The 2,451-nt window shown below is 45.7% G+C and carries 5 protein-coding genes; 3 read left to right on the top strand and 2 right to left on the bottom strand.

The annotated features are described in order from the left end of the window. Positions 1 to 22 precede the first annotated feature (22 nt). The 3 genes from VBE63_RS27410 to VBE63_RS27400 all read left to right on the top strand — a co-directional run bounded on the left by VBE63_RS27410 (position 23) and on the right by VBE63_RS27400 (position 1,034). Positions 23 to 493, top strand: coding sequence for a hypothetical protein (locus VBE63_RS27410; protein ID WP_323686161.1), 471 nt, complete (start codon positions 23 to 25; stop codon positions 491 to 493). A 78-nt stretch (positions 494 to 571) separates the two neighbouring features. After that, positions 572 to 841 (top strand): BrnT family toxin, encoded by a 270-nt coding sequence (locus tag VBE63_RS27405; RefSeq protein ID WP_323686160.1) that lies wholly within the window; start codon positions 572 to 574, stop codon positions 839 to 841. Continuing rightward, a complete protein-coding gene (locus VBE63_RS27400) occupies positions 831 to 1,034 on the top strand; it encodes a hypothetical protein (protein WP_323686159.1) in 204 nt (67 codons plus the stop codon). Before VBE63_RS27405 ends, VBE63_RS27400 begins: the two co-directional genes overlap by 11 nt. Positions 1,035 to 1,109: 75 nt before the next feature. Here the strand turns inward: VBE63_RS27400 and VBE63_RS27395 are convergent, their stop codons facing one another. After that, positions 1,110 to 1,472, bottom strand: coding sequence for a hypothetical protein (locus VBE63_RS27395; protein WP_323686158.1), 363 nt, complete (start codon positions 1,470 to 1,472; stop codon positions 1,110 to 1,112). A gap of 562 nt (positions 1,473 to 2,034) precedes the next feature. Beyond that, positions 2,035 to 2,451, bottom strand: a 417-nt coding sequence (locus VBE63_RS27390; RefSeq protein WP_323686157.1) for a transposase, incomplete at its 5' end; no start/stop codon positions are given.

The raw sequence follows: 2,451 nt of genomic DNA, 5'->3' as shown, positions 1-2,451 counted from the left end.
TAACTACATTGAGTAACTTAAAATGGTGAAGCTTTCTTTCAAACTTGCCTTGTTAGTCGTAGCTGCTGTTTCTGCTGGCGTGCTTTGGCAACAAACGCAGCTTGCGGCACTAGCACTGACGCGTATCGACCCTTTGCCTGAAACTCGAGCCATGCTAGCGGAAGAGCATTATGCGGAAGCTTGGGATTATTTGAACTTTTTCATGGATTACGATTATGTCAATCAAAATCCAGAAGCCCGATCGTTGCATCAAGAAATTTCTAGTAAACGCGGCAGTTGGCAATATCAACTCAATAAGCTCGGGGAAGGACTGCTATCTGGCACTAGTGATGAAACAATTGGTCAAACTGCCAGTTTCGTAAGTGATATTTTTGTGATCGGCGACATTCGTGACTTGGCGGTACAGGGCGTCAACTTTGGAATCAAAGGAATCAAAGGGGCCAGGGTGGAATTTTTTCCCAGACAGGGAATTAACACTGAATCAATCGCCTAACGATGGCCTCCAGTCCGACCGCTCGCTACGCTCGCGGCGGCTGAGGCTGGCGTTAGCTCATCATACTCAGAATTATCGATGTATTTTGAATGGGACTGGCGGAAAGCCACGGAAAACGCTAGAAAACACGGAATATCATTTCCCGAAGCCACTGAAGTTTTTGGTGACAATTTTTCCTCATGCGTTCCCGATCCCGATAACTCATATGGCGAAGAACGTTTTCTCTTGTTCGGAAAAACAAAATCAGGAAAAGGGTTAGCTGTCTCGTTTACCGAAAAACAAGATATTATCCGTATTATTTCTGCTCGCCGAATGACAGCATTTGAACGTAAAGCTTATGAACAATGAAAGAGATTTAAGGCCAGAATATCCTGCTGAGCTGATCAAGTCTGGCATCCGTGGAAAATATGCCGCACGTTATCGCAGTGAAAGCACTAATGTTGTGCCTATTGATCCTGATTTGAGCGCAATATTTCCAAGCGTTGATGCAGTAAATCAAGCATTGCGCTCCTATGCTAAAGAACACCAAATGCTGAGCTAACAAGTCGCTGCAGCCGACCGCCCGCTTCGCTCTCGCTCAGCGGGCGTCGGCTGAGCTTGTCGTTAGGCGGATAAATCACTTTCGGCAGCTTTTGCATTGAATGCTAACGTCAGGGTGGGATATTGGCTCGATTTTTTCAGCGAGAAAGAACACCATTCCGCAAAATGAAGACGTGCATCCTTTGCGAAAAAAATGTGCTTTCTCCATGCTTTCATATTTGTACCACCCGGTTTTAGGTGCGCGGTTATTTTCATAAATGCCATAAGGGTTTGTTGCGTTATCTGGCGCGTTGATTCCTTCGCTCCAACCTTCATCATAGGCAACACAAAGACCAAGCTCAGTTTCAGGGTCATACAAAACCAGCGGGTCTTGTTTGCTATACCCTCGGTACCAGCCTTGTTTTTTTGCGATCCTAATTCGTTCTTGTTGTCTTTTCATTCAATTCACCAAATAAATAACCGCCTAACAAGCCGCTTCAGCCCGACCGCCCGCTTCGCTCTCGCTCAGCGGTCGGCGGCTGAGCTTGGGCGTTAGGCGGAAACTGGAGGCTCAGGTAGTGGTAGCCAATGAGTCGGAAATACCATGACCGGGCAGTGTCCCGGGGTTTCCCAATAGCCGTCACAGTCGCCAGTGATGTGGTGCTTTTTGTAAAACGTCGCTAGGTGCATGTAAGTGCCATCCCAAACTAGGGCACTGAAACGATGCTCTTTCGGCACCGTTTCAATCGGTTTCCAATCCATAAATCACCGCCTAACAAGTTGCTCAAGCCGACGCCAAACCGCGCGTTGAGCTTTGGGTTAAAAGTTCTAGTTCAGTGGTGGCGCGGTTTGGCGCGCCTTAGCTTGGTCGTTAGGAATTTAATTCAACCCTGCCCCCCATTAATCCCTCCGGAAATGCAGTTTTTCGATTTATTGCGATGAATGAGGTACCGCGATGCATTTTACTAAAAAAGTCACATTTTACTTAGAGGCTGTATAAAAACTCTTACAGCCAGCTTTAATTAATGAGCTTCTATTTTATATGGTATTTGATTATTGGTAATCTGACGTAATAGCAATCTTCCTGAGGCGAGATAAACCTGCGCTTCGCTCGACGTTGGTTTTCGTTCGTAATCTTTACTCAATCGGCGTGACCGCCCAAGCCAAGCAAACGTTCTTTCAACAACCCATCGTCGCGGTAAGATGTGAAATCCTTTGACTCCTTCTTGTTTTCTAACAACTTGTAGAACACATTCAAATTGAGCTAAAACCCATGCATAAAGCTCATGCCCATTGTAAGCACCATCAGCCCAAATGATTTTCACAGATTGGAGTAATTCAAATAATCTTGTAATCACTTCATAAGCTGCTTTTCCATCGAAAATATTGGCAGCATGAACCCAAACAACAATCAGGCAACCCATTGTATCTACTCTCGA

The sequence above is a fragment of the Lamprobacter sp. genome (genome assembly GCF_034860625.1).
GTDB lineage: Bacteria > Pseudomonadota > Gammaproteobacteria > Chromatiales > Chromatiaceae > Lamprobacter.
This window is presented reverse-complemented; position numbering and strand designations above follow the sequence as displayed.